14 protein-coding genes and 1 pseudogene are annotated in these 15,766 nt (G+C 46.0%); 6 read left to right on the forward strand and 9 right to left on the reverse strand.

The window, feature by feature from the left end; translation table 11 throughout:
• Positions 1-14 precede the first annotated feature (14 nt).
• Positions 15-1,676 carry a TolC family protein gene (locus tag H6F56_RS13515; protein WP_190668994.1) on the reverse strand — a complete coding sequence of 554 codons (1,662 nt, stop codon included), beginning with the start codon at positions 1,674-1,676 and terminating at the stop codon, positions 15-17.
• A gap of 175 nt (positions 1,677-1,851) precedes the next feature.
• The gene (gene rppB / locus H6F56_RS13520) at positions 1,852-3,198 is read right to left on the reverse strand and encodes a two-component system sensor histidine kinase RppB (RefSeq protein ID WP_190668996.1); all 1,347 of its coding nucleotides are present in this window, start codon (positions 3,196-3,198) and stop codon (positions 1,852-1,854) included.
• 209 nt (positions 3,199-3,407) lie between these two features.
• Here rppB and H6F56_RS13525 point away from each other — a divergent pair, with 209 nt between their 5' ends.
• The 4 genes from H6F56_RS13525 (at position 3,408) to H6F56_RS13540 (ending at position 6,845) form a co-directional block, all read left to right on the forward strand.
• The gene (locus H6F56_RS13525) at positions 3,408-4,007 is read left to right on the forward strand and encodes a DJ-1/PfpI family protein (RefSeq protein WP_190668998.1); all 600 of its coding nucleotides are present in this window, start codon (positions 3,408-3,410) and stop codon (positions 4,005-4,007) included.
• A 130-nt stretch (positions 4,008-4,137) separates the two neighbouring features.
• On the forward strand, positions 4,138-4,578 hold the full coding sequence (locus H6F56_RS13530; protein ID WP_190669000.1) for a dTDP-4-dehydrorhamnose 3,5-epimerase: 441 nt from the start codon (positions 4,138-4,140) through the stop codon (positions 4,576-4,578).
• 48 nt (positions 4,579-4,626) lie between these two features.
• Complete coding sequence (locus H6F56_RS13535) at positions 4,627-4,848, forward strand: DUF167 domain-containing protein (RefSeq protein WP_190669001.1); 222 nt, start codon at positions 4,627-4,629, stop codon at positions 4,846-4,848.
• Positions 4,849-5,471: 623 nt separating this feature from the next.
• Positions 5,472-6,845, forward strand: coding sequence for a DUF4041 domain-containing protein (locus H6F56_RS13540; RefSeq protein ID WP_190669003.1), 1,374 nt, complete (start codon positions 5,472-5,474; stop codon positions 6,843-6,845).
• 66 nt (positions 6,846-6,911) lie between these two features.
• Here the strand turns inward: H6F56_RS13540 and H6F56_RS13545 are convergent, their stop codons facing one another.
• The 7 genes and pseudogenes from H6F56_RS13545 to H6F56_RS13575 form a co-directional block, all read right to left on the reverse strand.
• Positions 6,912-8,891, reverse strand: coding sequence for a caspase, EACC1-associated type (locus H6F56_RS13545; protein WP_190669005.1), 1,980 nt, complete (start codon positions 8,889-8,891; stop codon positions 6,912-6,914).
• Positions 8,892-8,896: 5 nt separating this feature from the next.
• Complete coding sequence (locus H6F56_RS13550) at positions 8,897-9,274, reverse strand: hypothetical protein (protein WP_190669007.1); 378 nt, start codon at positions 9,272-9,274, stop codon at positions 8,897-8,899.
• Between the two features lie 100 nt (positions 9,275-9,374).
• Positions 9,375-9,527: a hypothetical protein gene (locus H6F56_RS27330; RefSeq protein WP_190669009.1), complete on the reverse strand. Its 153-nt coding sequence runs from the start codon at positions 9,525-9,527 to the stop codon at positions 9,375-9,377.
• Positions 9,497-9,688: a hypothetical protein gene (locus H6F56_RS13560; RefSeq protein ID WP_190669055.1), complete on the reverse strand. Its 192-nt coding sequence runs from the start codon at positions 9,686-9,688 to the stop codon at positions 9,497-9,499. Before H6F56_RS13560 ends, H6F56_RS27330 begins: the two co-directional genes overlap by 31 nt.
• Before the next feature lie 18 nt (positions 9,689-9,706).
• Positions 9,707-9,805, reverse strand: a pseudogene (locus tag H6F56_RS27335) (transposase); the annotation flags it as partial.
• Between the two features lie 106 nt (positions 9,806-9,911).
• The gene (locus H6F56_RS13570; protein ID WP_242031992.1) at positions 9,912-12,755 is read right to left on the reverse strand and encodes a bifunctional diguanylate cyclase/phosphodiesterase; all 2,844 of its coding nucleotides are present in this window, start codon (positions 12,753-12,755) and stop codon (positions 9,912-9,914) included.
• Complete coding sequence (locus H6F56_RS13575; protein WP_190669011.1) at positions 12,752-13,780, reverse strand: hypothetical protein; 1,029 nt, start codon at positions 13,778-13,780, stop codon at positions 12,752-12,754. Before H6F56_RS13575 ends, H6F56_RS13570 begins: the two co-directional genes overlap by 4 nt.
• 557 nt (positions 13,781-14,337) lie before the next feature.
• Here H6F56_RS13575 and H6F56_RS13580 point away from each other — a divergent pair.
• Positions 14,338-14,955 (forward strand): molybdenum cofactor guanylyltransferase, encoded by a 618-nt coding sequence (locus H6F56_RS13580; RefSeq protein WP_190669013.1) that lies wholly within the window; start codon positions 14,338-14,340, stop codon positions 14,953-14,955.
• A gap of 182 nt (positions 14,956-15,137) precedes the next feature.
• The gene (locus H6F56_RS13585) at positions 15,138-15,326 is read left to right on the forward strand and encodes a CsbD family protein (RefSeq protein ID WP_190669015.1); all 189 of its coding nucleotides are present in this window, start codon (positions 15,138-15,140) and stop codon (positions 15,324-15,326) included.
• The last annotated feature ends 440 nt before the right edge of the window (positions 15,327-15,766 follow it).

Genomic DNA, 15,766 nt, shown 5'->3' on the forward strand with positions numbered 1-15,766 from the left:
CAAGTGCAGACAACTTAAGGAGAAATTGTCACATCGCCGGCAGTCGGGGTATTGCTCACGGCCCGTAACATCGTGGCCAGCGCTCGATTATAGCCGAGAATTGCCCGCACTCGGTTGCCCTCAGAACGAGTTAACTCACTTTCAGCATCAATCACTTCACTTTGGGTGCCGACGCCGGCTTGGAAGCGCAACCGTGCCAGACGCAAAGCTTCCCGTGATCGCTCTACCTCCACAGAAGACGTTTGAATATTTTCAAAATTAGCCCTCAAGTCGTAGTAGGCTTGCTCCACCTGCAAGCGAACTTGGTTGCGCTGATCAGCAAACTGAGTTTCTGCGATCTGCGTATCGACTTCCTCCTGATTGGCCCTAGCTCTAGTCGCGCCCCCATTATATAAATTCCATCTCAACCGCGCTCCGACTGCGTAACCGTCGGTAATGTCAAAATCATCGGCAAACACGTCTAAAACGTTGTAGTTGCCAAATACGCTGACTTGAGGACGCCCTCCAGCCAGTGCCACCCGCCGCTGCTGTTGGTTAATTTCCCGCTGTACTAACTGTTGTTCCAATTCAGCGCGGTTTCTAAACGCCTGCACGATGCTCTCTTCTAGCGTGAGATTCCAGAAGCCGGCCACTTCTACGGGATCTGCGGCTGAAATATTGGTCGGCAGAGACAGACTCAACAATTGAGCCAACTGACGCTGGGAAACTTGCTGATCGCGCAGCGATTGGGTCAAATTTTGCGTCTCATTCGCTAACTGCACCTGCGCCCGCAATACATCAAACCGCGTTCCCACGCCGGCGCGTTCCAATGCCTCGGCATCCCGCAAACTTTGTTGAGCATTTCTGACGGCAGATTGAGCAATCCGCACTTGCTCATCAGCTTGCTGCACATCGTAATAAGCATTCGCCACATCAAGCTGCAATTGCTCATCAATGCGCTCGACCTCTAACTGATTCAGCTTGACTTGTCTATCTGCGGCTTTGATGTTAGCAGAGCGACGCCCCGATGTAATCACGTCGTAACTTAACTCTAACTGGCCACTCAAGCTGCGTGAGATCGTACTCCCGCCCTCCTGACCCGGTTGTTGTTGCTCCAGCCGCTCATTTTGTAGCTGTCCCTGTGCCGAATCTGAGCGCGTGACATCGGCATTTAAATCTAGTGAAGGCAGTTCTGCCGCCAGCGCTTCTTGCAGGGAATAGCGAGAACGTTGTAATTGTTGCTCGGCTACCTGTAAATCTTGATTATTGCGCCGTGCCAGTTCAATCGCCTGCTGCAAGGTGATGGGCTGAGTTCCCTGCACTCTAACCTCTTCCGGTTTGGTGGGAAATTGCAGGGGGTTAGGGTCAGGGTTGAGGTAGGCAGGAGCCGGTCTTGATGCCCCTCTTAAGGGATTGTCTCGCGGTTGTAAGGGCACTTGTTCAGCTTCTGCTGTATCTCTTTTGTCGCTGATAGGCTGCTCGTTACTCCCGTCGGCTGTCCCTTCTGCATTGGGCGAGGATTGGCTGGAGGCGGGGGGCGTAGCCCACGTTACATCTTTCCGCAATAAGTATGAATCTCCTGCAAATGGATCGGCAGGAGTGGGGGAGGGTGCTGTTTCGGAGGAACTGGGTTTGATGTTGCTGAGGGCGACTGTAACACCCAGTCCAGCAGCTATCAGATGACGCAAGGTTGACATACGTTTTTTTTTGCTCTGCTGTGTTGGAAACAACTTCAGATTTGTCAAGCAACCTTAAGCAGAATAGCAGTTCGCTTTAACAGTTCGCTCTTGACCAAGGATTTAAGGCGCTTGGGAATGGGGAATTTTCTGTATTTTCATCCCCTCACCCCCTCTTTCCCTTAGCCCATAGCCCCTACCGGAAGGGCAATAAAATTGTAAAGCTGCTGCCTTTGTTTAAGACACTCGAAACCTGGATGCTACCCTGGTGAGCTTGGGCAATGGCTTGAGCGATCGGCAAGCCGAGTCCAGAACCGCCTGTGTGCCGGGAGCGATCGCTGTTGACTCGATAGAAACGGTCAAAAATTCGCGTTTGCTCTGCCGGCGCGATGCCAATGCCGGTGTCCTGGACGTGAATCATAGCATGGTGGTTGCCGCGCTCTAAAATAACCGTGACTTGACCACCGGCAGGGGTGTATTGAATGGCGTTGACGACTAAGTTTAAAGCTAAACGATAAAGCTGTTCTTCGTCACCTACCACTGTCACGGGTTTGTCAGTTCGGATGTCTGTGGTGAGCTTAACACCGGCTGCAATCGCCAGATCCGCTAATTCTTCCGCGACGTCACTGATGAGATCGTTGAGACAACAAAAAATCTGGGATTTGGGATTTGGGGGTTGGGTTTCTCTGTCCATCCGCGAGAGGAGTAATAGATCCTGAACCAGCTGGGACAGCCGATGGTTCTGGCGCTCAATAACTCGCAGGGTGTCTCGCGCTTCACAGTCGCTGAGGTGAGCCATTCTGAGAACGGATTCAACGGTTGCTCTGATCGCGGCTAAAGGTGTCCGCAACTCGTGGGCGGCATCGGAGGTGAATTGTTGGATCTGTTGGTAGGATCGGTAAATCGGTTGCATTGCCAGTCCCGCCAGCCACCAGCCGGCACCGGCGACTGCAATCATGGCGATGGGCAATCCTAAAAATAAAATCCATCCGATTGCGGCGAGATAGTCATCAAAGTCTTTGAGTGAGCGTCCGACTTGAATATATCCCCAGTCGCGGTTGTTTTGGGTGTGTAGTGGCAGAGAAATTTGACGGTAGCGGTTGCCGCCGGCATCTTTGAGGGTGCGCCACAATTTTTCTGTGGAGGTGGCTGGCAATCCTGTGGGTTGGCTGCCGGCGAGGGCAATTAAGCGTTCTGAAAGATCCACTAAGCGCACGTAATACGCGCCTTGATGCAGCGCACCGGCTGTATGACGCCCGGAGTCCGACAGGGAGTTATGGCAGGGTTCGCCGACTAAACAGAGGTCGGGTAAGAGTTTTTGGGCTGCCGGTTCTAAGCGTCCGGGCTGTTTCAGTAGCGGTTCAATGCTATCGTGCAGGGTGCCGGCAACAGATTCTAATTCGCGATCTATTGTTACCCAGTGGGCGTGAGTGATGGCTTCGTAGACACCTAACCCACACAGGCTTAAAATTAGACCCATGACGCCGGCATACCAACTAGCCAATCGCCACCGAGTTAGCTGAAAAAGTTTATTTTGGTTCACAGCTCGCTTCTCATTTCTGATTGCCGGTTATGTTTGGCGTTGTTGAATTATCTGGTGTTTGGTTATTCTGTTTTAGGATAAGAATAATTAGAGCTTTTGGTATTTAAAAGTCGGTTATGTTAAATAATTAATATGGATTTTTTTAACCGCAGATTCCGCAGATAAGCGCGGATGTCGTTTGTAATTGTTAACTTAACAGGAGTCTGAAAATGGCCGGCAAGAAAATTTTAATGCTCGTTGGTGATTTTGTAGAAGATTATGAGGTGATGGTGCCTTTCCAAGCTTTACTGATGGTAGGTCACACGGTTCATGCTGTTTGCCCGGATAAGAAAGCCGGTGAGATTATCCGCACTGCTGTTCACGATTTTGAGGGCGACCAAACTTATAGCGAGAAGCCCGGTCATAATTTTACTTTAAACGCTACGTTCGATGAAGTGAATGCTGCAGACTACGATGCCCTTGTTGTCCCTGGTGGCAGAGCACCGGAATATATCCGCTTGAACGATAAGGTATTGGAAATTACGCGCCATTTTGCCCAAACGAAAAAGCCGATCGCGGCAATTTGCCACGGCTTGTTGGTTTTATCGGCTGCCGGTGTTTTAGAAGGCAGACGCTGTACAGCTTACCCAGCCTGTAGCTTTGATGTACTCAGAGCCGGCGGAAAATACAGTGAGATTCCAGCCTCGGAAGCGCTGGTAGATGGCAATTTGGTAACAGCACCGGCATGGCCGGCTCATCCCCGCTGGCTGGCTGAATTCCTCAAACTGTTGGGCACTCGGATCGAACATTCAGAGCGGGTTGCTGTGTAAATGGAGTCGGGAGCAGAGCAAGCACTGCTTCCGAATATCATATTTTGTTACCCACTGGTTATATAAGTCAGAAAAATTCAAAAAACATCTACTAGATTAGAACTAACCGCTCTAATCTGGGCAGGCTGCTATGAGTCTAATTAAGCAGCTAGAAATCCAGACTTTAACATCAGCTAAGTCTGGAATGGTTGAGCTTTACACACCTCAGTCTAGCCACGAAACCATGTTATCGCAGGTTGCGGCTGGGGTTGTTGACGATATATTTGTGCATCATTTCCAAACTGATCAATTGCTCGTGGTGCGCGGGAGTTTTGTATTAGTAATCTTACAAAACCGGCAATATCGGTATATTGCTTTAAGTGAACATCTGCCGGCTGTTGTGACGATTCCTCCTGGCGTACCTCACGGTGCGATAAACTTTAGCGAGGAACTGCGTCTTATAATGAATGCTGTGTTAAGACATGGCATTCCTAACGAACGAGATTACCGTCCAATGAAGCCACGGATTCCTTATAATATGGCTGTAGCTAAAGCAGCTTTAGAACAGCTTCTCAGTCCTGCTACTGCATAATCCTTAAATCCGCTGCTTTCAGTTCCTCTCTTTCAAAAACTTACCTGTATGGAAGTTATCAAAGTTAAAGTTAAACCCAATTCCAAACAACAAACCATACAGGAAGAGCCAGATGGGAGTTTTATGGTACATTTGAAGTCGCCGCCGGTGGATGGCAAAGCGAATGAGGAATTAATCAAACTTCTGGCTAAAAAATTTGAGATTCCTAAATTCCAAATCACGATTAAATCAGGTTTATCTTCGAGGAATAAGCTTGTTGAATTGGGATAGAAGAGGGATTTTTTGATGGCTACTTTGAATTTAGCCTCAACTAGAACTTGTTTGAATGAGCGTGATATTCAGCAATAGATTTTATTGGCTTTGAGCCAAGATCTTTGCAAAATCGGAAATAGAGGCTGAAAAAGCCTACGCCATATAGGTTTTAGCGTTAAAGGGTTCTAGGTGTTAAGGAATTCTTCGCCAAGAGTATCAGGATCTCGGCTCAATGCCAACAAGTTCGCAAACTCCATGAGCAATAAAATGAGTAAACAAAGCAAAATAAGAAACTTTTTGTAAATGTTGGTTAAGTGTTTTTCACTGCCCACATTCGACGATTCTTTGTCAATCGCGTCAGCATCAACCGGATCATGATAACATAAACTATTCCTTCGTGATTTTCAGACAAGCATTTATAGTCACCAGTCAAAATGCGAGCATTGTCAAACCACGTCCAAGTGCATTCTATAATCCATAATTTTGGTTATACTTGAAAGCTTTTGGCAGCTTCCTACAGATGTGGAGAGGGAAAAGGAATCGATAGCGAAGTATAGCTCTAAACTTTGTTAGTTTCTAATCTCCTGTCTTTTTGATATTTATTAAGTTAGCTTGAAAATACCATACAAGACATTTGCATTATGTCACTGCTTCTACTATTAGCTGTACTCGTTTTAAGTGGTTTGTTAGTAAAAATCTACCGTGAACGGGAGCAATTAAGACACGACTTAAGTAGATATGGCAGTTTGCCTTCCAAAGAGGAGCGAGAAAGGCAACTGGATTCAAATATTTATCTTAAGGAAAGCGAACTCGAAAAGCTTCAGAGGGAGCAAAACAATTTTCTTACCCAAATTAGAAATCTTAGACAGAAATTGGAGGAGGTAGAAGAGGAGGAATATGTTCAAAACTTCGGATTTTACAAATCCAGGTATGATTTTAGAAGCTCCACAGAGTATGAGATTCGGCTAGAGGAAATAAGAGCCAAACAGAGCGGAAGGATAAAAAATCGTACAGCTGCCATCTGCCATGTACCCTGGACAGTTGAGGGTAGTAAAACGAAAGGGGAAGAAATGACAAATGACTATCTCAAACTTTTATTGAGAGCATTTAATGGAGAATGCGACGCGGCGATCGCCAAAGTTAAATATAACAATGCAGTTTCCTTAGAAAAGAGGATAAATAAGTCTTTCCAGGAACTCAACAAGTTGTCGGAGATAAATAAATGTGAAATTACATCTAGGTATCTCATCTTAAAACTTGAGGAACTATATCTTACCCATGAATTCCAGGAGAAAAAGAAGGAGGAAGATGAAGAACAAAAAAGAATCCGAGAACAGATGCGTGAAGAGAAACGGGCAAGCCGTGAACTAGAAAAAGCTAAAAAAGAGGCTGAGCAAGAAGTAAAACGTCGGGAGCAGGCTTTGGAGCAAGCAAGGCGAGAGGTTGTCCAAGCTGTAGGAAAACAAAAGGAACGTTTGGAAATCAAAATTCAACAATTGACTCAACAGCTTGAAGAATCTCGAGCTGTTGAGCGCAAAGCAACGGCTCGTGTACAGATGACGAAATCAGCACACGTCTATATTATTTCAAATATTGGTTCTTTTGGAGAGAATGTTTATAAGATTGGGGTGACACGCCGCCTTGAACCGTTGGATCGTGTTAAAGAACTCAGCGGCCCAGCAGTTCCTTTTCCATTTGATGTTCATGCAATGATATTTTCTGAAAATGCATTAGAAATGGAAAGGCTTTTACACGAGCATTTTTGGGAGAGAAGTGTAAATAAGTTTAATGACCGTAAGGAGTTTTTTAGAGTTTCTTTGGATGAAATTGCCTTGGCAGTGGAAGAAATCGCCTCAAGAACCAAGGCTGTCAAAAAAACAGAGCTAAAAATCACAAAAGTTGCAGAAGCTGAACAATACAGAAAGACACTTGCACTGGAAAGAAGCGGAACTTTACACTCACCCTCAAGCTATACACCCACATGGGATGAGGATGAAGAATTGGATGATGAATAAATGAAGAGCATCTTATTCATGACCGTTGTGATCCTGTAATGCAGAAGCAAAGCGAGCTTTGTAAGATTACTTAGCCTGACAAACAACCCTGAAACCAATTCGGTTAAGCCTCTCTTCTGGTTCCCAACCAAAGCGAAATGCAGAACGGCAAAGTGGTGGGTCGTTATCCCATGAACCGCCACGCATTACTCGAGACTGATTCAAATTATCCGTCAGCCCTACGCTGCCATCATTAGGTAAACAATCATAGCTGTCATGGAAGTAATCTAAGCACCATTCCCAGACATTACCATGCATATCAAATAGTCCAAAAGCATTTGCAAATTGAAAAGTTTTTATTGAGGTTGTTTCCTCCCGATAGGCACCTTTAGGACCAGATGCATATTTGTAACGACCATCGTAATTGGCTATATCCGGTGTAATCGTTTTGCCAAAATGAAACGGGGTTGTTGTTTGAGCACGGCACGCGTATTCCCACTCTGCCTCAGTTGGAAGGCAATATTCATGATCGGTTCTCTGAGATAGTCGCTCACAAAATTCAACAGCTTCATACCAAGAAATAGTTTCTACAGGTCGAGCAGATCCCTTAAAGCAAGAAGGATTAGGGTGAAGGTCCAAATTAACCTTGGGTAGGGAAGATACCACCCTCCACTGTGCCTGTGTGATTGGTGTTTTAGCAATCAAGAATGATTTGACTGTTACTGATTGCTGAGGAGTCTCATTAGGTCGTCGGCCTAACTCAGTCTCTGGTGAACCTATTAAGAAGCTCCCTCCAGGGATATAAACCATTTCCAATTTTACCTTATCGTCAAAATTCTCAGTGAAATAGTAAGCATTCCCTCGACGACGAGTAATTTCTTTACCTAACTTATCGAGAGTTATGTAATCAAAATAAAAGGGTTTTAGAGGCAAAGATAAAGGAGGCGGGGGAGGTGGGGGGATGGAAATTGAAGATTTGTCAGGATGGATTGCGGAAGAAGCCAGACTACTGAAGATACGCTTAGTCACACTTTCTACGTCTTCATCCGTAAGATTCAGCTCATGCTGTAGAATTTTGAGTTCCCGTTGAGCGTGATCGCCTAAGGAAAAGTCGTTCTTCAGTTCTGCCTGGAAACATTCCTCATATTGCTTTAAATTACTCTTATATTCGCGGTAGGGCTGCCAAACTTCAGCTTCGATTAAGGTAGCTTCCTCATCAGAAAGCTTGAGCTTCTTGCGTTGGAGATCAAGGATGCGGCGTCCAGTTGGGGAGATTTCATCTTGAGAGCTACATTGTTCAACTAGCTTGCGATATTGTTGCTTGCGATCATTGTTTGCTGCTTTTGCCAATAAAATCGCTTCCCCTTCTTGGAAAACATACCGTTCTGGTCGCATAGAAGGAGCGGCTTTAGGGACTTGCTCCTTAACATACTCATGCAACTCGTTTATTGAGATAAAACCATCCTCATCCAGGTCAGCAGCTCCCGTTTTAATGCCTTCAACAAGATAGCGTGTGTAAACTGCTAGTTGTTCTCCTTCTCGCGGTTCAAAAGAGTATTGGGTTGCTGCTGAGGAGGTAAGGATAACGCGCCCTTTGCCACCAAGCTGCCGTGGAAAGTCAATCATGCCACCATCCCTAGCGGCCATACCTGTTGGAAACGCTCCACTATGGCAACAATCAAGGATGATTACTTGCCGTTCAGAGCCGCAATTATCCATCTGGTCATGTATAAAACTGGCTTCCAAAGCGGTTGCTTTCTCGAAACGGCTTTGTTTCTCCGTCTCTCGATTTGTGAGGAAAAACTTTCCAAACTCATCGGTAACTCCATGTCCTGAAAAATACAGTAGCAACAGATCGTCTACATCCCGATCCGTAAACAGCTTGCTAATCGCACGTCGCATTTCTAGCAATCTAGGATTTTTGAGGGGAATAACTTCATCAAATTCACCTATCTCTGGATCAAGTAGTACCTCCTGCATTGCATCAACGTCTCTAGTTGCTGCCGGTAGCGGCTTTAAGCCCGGCTCATATTCACTAACCCCTATCAACAATGCATATTTTGCCATTAGCGCTATTCCAACTGTGAGAATCGTTGAATAGCTTCTTCTGCTGCCTGAAGTTCTAGTTGACTACGGGCTTCTACTTCAAACTCTCTCCCATCTGCAAACTTCGCCTTGATTTTGATTGGCTTGTCTCCCAAACGATCGCCCAGGAAACCAAAGACATTCTTGAGGCTGCTTAAGCTAACCTTGGCTTGGAGCAATCCCCACAAAAATGCGGCTCCTTTGCTCTCTTCAGGAGGATTGGGGTCAGAAACACGATCAACTTTCACACCTGGAATATCGCGCATTTGCTTCCAGATGGTTTGGGTCAGCTTTTCCTGTTGGGTAGAACTGGTGCCAGAGTTTTGAAAATCAATGGTCAATTCTATAGAGGCAGTATCCGTCATATGGTAAACCCTTTGCTATAAACGCATCGAACAAGATTTTAGCCTGTGGCGGAACGGCTACAACGGTGAAAGTCCGCTCGTACATTTTAAAGTGACTAGCTTAAGAAAAACAAATGTTTCCTGTTATCTGCTGAATAAAGGCATATAGATTCGGCGGCGCTGCTTTTACATCTGCTGTATTGGCAGAACTGACGTAACAACCCAAAACTAATCCCAACACATTTACCACAATGTGGCGCTTGCGCCATTGCACCTTTTTGTTGCTATCAAACCCGTGTTGTTCGCGCCTTTTTGCCCCAGTTTGACCGACTGACTATCAATATTTGCCAGACTCGGTTGAGCCAAGCGCCCCTCACTGGCTCGCACTTGCTGCGCCAGCTCGGCATTGATTTGCTCCCAGATGCCTAATCTCATCCATAGCCAATAGTAGCCTTACACAGTTTGCCACGTTGGAAAATCACTGGGCAAATTATGCCATTTGATGCCATTGTCGGCTCGGTAGAAAATCCCATTCAAAACGTCTCTTAAGCTGACTTCTCGAGGATTTACCTACCCAGCAAAAATATCAGCAGCCGCTACATTTGCAATTTCCTCATCCCTACGCTGCCGGCATTCTTCCAAAAATTTACAGGACTGATTAAAAATGAGAGGGATGTGGCCTAGCAATTCCATAGCCTTGGGCGTAATCGACTCCCAGCGTCCGCAGCTTCATGAGGATTGCATCATTTTCCACAAACTCAGCAATCGTTTGTAACCCCATGACATGAGCAATGCGGTTAATCGCTTCTATCATTGCAAAGTCGAGTGGGTTATCCACAACATTTTTGACAAAACTGCCATCAATTTTAAGATAATCCACCGGCAGGTTTTTTAAATAAGCAAAAGAAGACGTGCCACTGCCAAAATCATCTAAAGCAAAATAACAGCCCAATTTCTTGAAAGTGTGGATGAACTGAGCAACTTTCGTTAAATTAGCCAGGGCGACTGTTTCTGGAATCTCAAAACAAAGAACGTGAGGCGGAACTTCATGCAAAGCGAATTGCTCTTGCAGAAAATCATGGAACTGGTCATCATTAAGGGTGGCACCAGAAAGATTAATACCATAAAGCCTTTGCAGGCAACCGGCAGGCTGTTGAGGGGTGCCGGCATCCAACTGATTGTGGTGCGCTGACAGGTGAGTAAATAACGTGCGAATCACCCAGCGATCAATCGTGTGCATAATGTTGTAGCGTTCCGCTGCGGGAATAAACGCCATTGGCGAAACCAGATCGCCGGCTTCATCTTCAAGGCGCAGCAGCACTTCATAATGCTCTCTGTTTAATGAGCCATCTGTAATTGGCACAATTGGTTGGAAAAAAAGACGAAAGCGATTCTCTTCAAACCCTTGCGTAATTCGGGAAACCCATTGCATTTGGCTGTGGTGCTGTGCCAATTCGGTTTCATCACTTTGATGAACGTGCACTCGATTTCGTCCCTGTTCTTTCGCAGTATAACAAGCCCCATCTGCTGCATTTAATACATGGGTCAAACTATAACTTTCTGTGTTAATTGCAACCAAACCAATACTGGCACCAATGCTAAAGGTTTTATCCTCCCAAACAAAACGAAATGCTTGGATACTTTCACGGAGCGAATTTGCAATTCGCCGCGCTTGTTCTAAGGGACATTGGTGAAGCAGCACGGCAAATTCATCGCCGCCAAGACGAGCAAGACTATCCGTTTTACGCACACCGGCTTGTAGAAGGGTGCTAATTTGACGCAGCAATTCATCCCCAGCCACGTGACCGCAAGTATCATTAACAATCTTGAACCGATCAAGATCCAGATAACAAAGTGCGTGCTGTTGATTTTGCGTCTGAGCAATCAGCAAAGCCCGTTTCAAATGTTGTTCAAATTCGCGCCGGTTGATTAAGCCGGTTAAGGCATCATGACTGGCTTGCCAGGATAACTGACGGGCAAGGGCGCGTTCTTCGGTAACATCGTGAAATACCAGCACCGCACCGATAATTTGACCGGCACTGGCGAGAATAGGTGCAACCGATTCATCAATGGCAAACTCTGTACCGTCTTTGGCAATGAGTAGGGTTGGGTTAGCCAGTTCTCCAATGCGGTTGCCACGCAGGGCGGCTTCTACCGGGTTGTCCACCGGCTCACGGGTGATTTCATGAACAAGCCGAAACACTTCGCTCACTGGCTTGCCAATGGCGTCTTGAGCCGGCCAGCCAGTCAATCTTTGGGCTGCGGGATTGAGAGAGGTAATATAGCCCAAAGCATTCGTGGTAATGACTGCATCGCAAATTGAGTGCAGCGTGATCTGAGCGAGTTCTTTTTCTTGCAACAGCGCTTGTTCAACGCATTCGCGTTCGATGATTTCCTGGCGCAGTTTTGCATTCGCTTTTTCGAGTTCGGCAGTGCGTTCTTTCACCAGTTCTTGCAGGTGTTCCTTATGCTCACGCAGCTGTTTTTCCGCCCGTTTGCGCTCTACAATTTCCACAACTAGCTGGTCGTTCGATTCTTTTAACGCGGCAGTGCGTTCCTCAACTCGAATTTCCAGCTGTTCCTTTGCCTCTTTGAGTGCGGCTTGTGCCCGTTGGCGCTCGGTGATATCGATGCCGGTGGCGATAATATATTTGATTGAGCCGTCTGGGTCGCAAAGCACGGTATTTGTCCAAGCAATCAGCCGGCGATTTCCACTTTTTGTCACCCAGTAATTTTCATATTGGTGCGGACACTGGCTTGTTTGCAGCTCTTTAAAAACCGCAACCGCCGGCTCAACCTCTTCAGGAAGTAGCAACAAATCCCAGAACAACCGGCCTTCCGCTTCCTGCGCTGAGTATTCCGTGGTTTGCTCACAGCACCGATTAAAGCGGATAATTCGCCCCTGTGGGTCAAGAACGACGACTAAAGCACCAGCAGTATCCAACACGGTTGTAACAAAGTTACGCTCCTCTCGTAAGGCTTCTTCAGCGGCTTTACGTTGTGTAATGTCTCTTGCCACCCAAATCACCTTGTCTACCTGCATTGGCGAAATGCTAGCGGCAAACCATCGAGTGGGCACCTGTCCGTGCGCCCCTCCCGACTCTCCCATAAGCAGACCGTACTCAACATTAATCATCTGCCCAGTTTCTAAAGCCTGATGGATATAGCTGAGAAACAGTTCAGCTTGGGATGGCTCAAAAACCTCATGCAGTTCTCGGCCAATTAGCTCAGTTGCCGGTTTGTACAAAAGCGCGGGATTTGTGGGCGCAATTTTAAGATAGCGTCCTCGCGCGTTGAAAACGACGATGACATCGGGTATTGCCGCTAATATGACGCGAAGTTCAGCCTCTGAAGTCCGCAGTGCTTTTGCCGTCCATTCCCGTTCAGCAATCTCAAGTTGCAGTTGCTCATTCGCTTGCTTGAGTTTCCTGTCTTCTGGGGGTAATAGGGGGGTGGCAAGCTTCTCTACGGTCGGTTTTAGCTCCTTATTGGCCTTCTTCATAGCTGCTTCTGTCTGATCGCACTCAGTAATGTAGGTGACGGTGTCCGAGAAATTCGAGTTTGGCCTGCCGGTGTCAGCAGGGGCTGTTCTATTGTGTGAAATTTATTCAGGTTAGGTAGAAACTGCTTGACTTCTGCTGGGGTTTGATCGAAGTCGGCATCGCTACCACCGTACTCGATTTGGGCACCTGTTTGGTTGGGCCAGATACACGTTGCTGGCCAGACATTGATGCCGGCACCGGCATCGGCATGATCCACTAACTGACCTTTCGCACTCAGCCAGATGAGATCGGCATCTAAAAACAAACAATTATCCTCATGCCGGCTATCTTTCCTTCTAAAAATTTTATGAGTTTGAAAGGCTGGCCAATAATTTTCTAAGCAGTTCTCTAAATCCCCAACATCCCTGTCTAGCCGGCAGCTCTTGCCCAGTTGTTTTTGAAGGATTCTGTCTGTAAATTGTAACCAAAGTTGATCAAAAAAGATATCAAGCTTATTTGGCCCAGAAACCCCTCCTTTCATCGGCACTTGATCGGCATTATATTGACAGCCTTTTTCAGGCACTTCCCAACAGTTTAACCAAGCCGGCACAGAAAACTCAAAGATCCCCAGATAGTTTTTATTTTTTCCCTTCCCCCTTCTTTGTCCTTGAATTTCCCAACTTGTGGGCGCACAGATGAAAAATCTTGCTGGTTCCCCACTTTTTTCTACTTTCTCAATCGCAAAGCGAATACAAGGAATCCTGTTATTGCTCAAGCAGATTGGCAATCGGTTAAGAGCGACTTTTAACAAAACTTGATGAAGATTGCTATCTGCAACTGCAATAGGTTCCAGAGCGATACTCCTTCCGTAGCAAAGGGGCTGGTTTGGGTGGTGAGCGACAGCAGCAGCTAGTACCCCAACAAAGTTGCTTTGAATTTGTTGTACACTCCAGCCGTCGATTAATAGCGCTGTGGTGTTCCACAATAGAATGCGCCCATCACGATTGCCGGTCGTGACAAAATTATTCAAATTCTGCCTACTCACGGCGGCGTGAGGTTACCGTTGAGAGTGCCCGGACAGATGCTTATCTTCATGGGCCGGCAGGAGAGACAGCAACATTTTTTCTCTCAAATTTACCAGCGGCTGCGGCTGTTGGGAGAAAAAATGTTTCGACATTTGCTCGATGTTGAGAAGCTAAAGATATCAGTAATTTATTTAGCAACTTTTTGTGTCTTATCATTTTTTATTACGGGATAAATACTGATTAATTGTTTCGCTATCTACTTTTCAGACGCAATCGCTTGCCGGTCTACCCAAATTTAGAGTTGTTCTGGTAATTCTTTCTCCTAAATAGCCAAATTTGACAAATTTATAATTTTCTGTGGCAGAAAAGATTGATATCGGTTTCAATCAGCTAGGATTTGAGCAAGCTGTAACGCTCATAACTTTAATAATTTCGCACAGTCAGGCCCAATCGGAATATTTTCAAAATTTAACTTGGCTAGGGTAATCTTACTAAAATACAGTCTCTCACTTTCAGAGGAATTAAGTTACAGAAAAACTTAAAATTTTGAATAAGATTTCACTCTGGCAAATTAATTATGCAAGTAGAAAAAAGCGATCAGGGGCTGAGTGCGATTGTGCTGGCGGGGGGCCAAAGTTCCCGCATGGGACGGGATAAGGCTTTGATTGCACCTCAAGGCGTTCCACTACTCAAACAGGTTTATGAGATTGCTGTGAAGTGCGCGTCGCCGGTGTATGTCGTGACACCTTGGCCGGAACGATATCAAGATATCTTGCCCAATAGCTGCCGGTTTATCCGAGAGGTGCCTTTGGCTGACGAGACGGAACCCCACGGGCCACTGGTGGGGTTGGCCCAAGGATTGACACAGGTGGAAACACAATGGGTACTGGTACTCGCTTGCGATCTGCCTCGGTTGCAAGTTGAGGTTTTGCAGAGTTGGATAGGGCTGCTGGATGATGTCAAGGATGATGCGATTGCCTTGCTGCCGCGAGATGCCAAGGGCTGGCAACCGTTGTGCGGCTTCTACCGGCACAGTTGTCTGCCGGCACTCACAGGCTTTATCAACCAGGGGGGCCGATCATTTCAGCGCTGGTTATCCCAATATCCTGTGCAAGAGGTGCCGGTGAGCGATAGGCAAATGCTGTTTAATTGCAACACCCCCACCGATCTTGAACAAGTAAAAGGCGAAACGTAGACAGTTGTCTCGATTATCACATTTTCTCCTAAGCTTCATTGTTCACCGATTGCGTCTTCTACCTTTCGGTAGATAGTCTAAAAAAAGTCTAACTGTAGAGAGAGGCTGCTTATTCTTTCAATTGCTTAAGATGAATGCATGACAAAGCCTCTTAGTCAAAACTCAATAAAACGGAGAACAATATGAGCATTGAAGATAGAGCGGCAGCGACTGCCAAAAACATAGAAGGTAAAATTCAAGAAGCGGTGAGTGAAGTCACAGGTGACCCGAAAGACAAAGTTGAAGGTCAAGTAAAACAAGAACAAGCGGCAAATATGCACGCTAAAGAAGACGTTAAAGATGGCGTAAAAAACTTCATCGATAAAGCTTGAGGTTTTTGCTTGAATCTTTGAATAATAAAAAATCCAGCATAATCAACTATGCTGGATTTTTTATTTGATAAAAATCCACTTAAATTCATAGCTGAACGCAATTTTAGGAATAATTGCCGCTAAAAATCACCCAGGTTTCGATTAAGCTTGATTCCGAATTTGAGTTAGCTTCACTGCTTTTTTGAGAAATCCTCGTTGTGAGCTTGAAACCCAAATATCGCTGGATAACAGTATTTTTGTCAGCTTATAGCGGAGCCTGCCACCTAAAATAGCGCCGCTACAGTCACTGAATAGTCTAGTGTTTGGACGAGGTGGGCTGAGGGGAAGTTCCAAAAACCAGCGACTTCATCTGTTTTGTTTTTCTCTAGCAGTGGCCAAATTGTCTTCTCGGCGCTAGGCGTTCATTAGTGAGCGGTAAAGCTTATAATTACACACTATTC

The sequence above is a fragment of the Microcoleus sp. FACHB-672 genome (genome assembly GCF_014695725.1).
GTDB lineage: Bacteria > Cyanobacteriota > Cyanobacteriia > Cyanobacteriales > Oscillatoriaceae > FACHB-68.

Coding starts and splice junctions, on each gene's coding strand:
- H6F56_RS13570 (WP_242031992.1), bottom strand. CDS start 12,755: ATGAAGAAGGCCAATAAGGAGCTAAAACCGACCGTAGAGAAGCTTGCC.
- H6F56_RS13560 (WP_190669055.1), bottom strand. CDS start 9,688: ATGAGATTAGGCATCTGGGAGCAAATCAATGCCGAGCTGGCGCAGCAA.
- H6F56_RS13550 (WP_190669007.1), bottom strand. CDS start 9,274: ATGACGGATACTGCCTCTATAGAATTGACCATTGATTTTCAAAACTCT.
- H6F56_RS13585 (WP_190669015.1), top strand. CDS start 15,138: ATGAGCATTGAAGATAGAGCGGCAGCGACTGCCAAAAACATAGAAGGT.
- H6F56_RS13580 (WP_190669013.1), top strand. CDS start 14,338: ATGCAAGTAGAAAAAAGCGATCAGGGGCTGAGTGCGATTGTGCTGGCG.
- H6F56_RS13545 (WP_190669005.1), bottom strand. CDS start 8,891: ATGGCAAAATATGCATTGTTGATAGGGGTTAGTGAATATGAGCCGGGC.
- H6F56_RS13535 (WP_190669001.1), top strand. CDS start 4,627: ATGGAAGTTATCAAAGTTAAAGTTAAACCCAATTCCAAACAACAAACC.
- H6F56_RS13515 (WP_190668994.1), bottom strand. CDS start 1,676: ATGTCAACCTTGCGTCATCTGATAGCTGCTGGACTGGGTGTTACAGTC.
- H6F56_RS13540 (WP_190669003.1), top strand. CDS start 5,472: ATGTCACTGCTTCTACTATTAGCTGTACTCGTTTTAAGTGGTTTGTTA.
- H6F56_RS13530 (WP_190669000.1), top strand. CDS start 4,138: ATGAGTCTAATTAAGCAGCTAGAAATCCAGACTTTAACATCAGCTAAG.
- H6F56_RS13525 (WP_190668998.1), top strand. CDS start 3,408: ATGGCCGGCAAGAAAATTTTAATGCTCGTTGGTGATTTTGTAGAAGAT.